Raw genomic sequence first — 236 nt, 5'->3', positions numbered from 1 at the left:
CAGGAGCTTTTTCGTATCAAGTCGGGCACATACCCCGAAGCTAGTTGTTTCTCATCGCGCTCCACCTAACACTCTAAGAGAAAGAACATATATAGACGCGGGATGGAGCAGTCTGGTAGCTCGTCGGGCTCATAACCCGTAGGTCGTTGGTGCAAAACCAGCACCCGCAACCAATCGAAGAGACAGTAAAAAATTAGTCGCGGGATGTAGCAGTCTGGTAGCTCGTCGGGCTCTTA

Annotated in this window: 1 tRNA gene; it reads left to right on the top strand. The window is 50.8% G+C overall.

Features of this window, described 5'->3' with window-relative positions:
• The first annotated feature begins 96 nt into the window (after positions 1-96).
• A tRNA-Met gene (locus tag Q4519_RS22110) sits at positions 97-173 on the top strand.
• The last annotated feature ends 63 nt before the right edge of the window (positions 174-236 follow it).

The sequence above is a fragment of the Motilimonas sp. 1_MG-2023 genome (assembly GCF_030547455.1).
Classification (GTDB): domain Bacteria; phylum Pseudomonadota; class Gammaproteobacteria; order Enterobacterales; family CBDFNC01; genus Motilimonas.
This window is presented reverse-complemented; position numbering and strand designations above follow the sequence as displayed.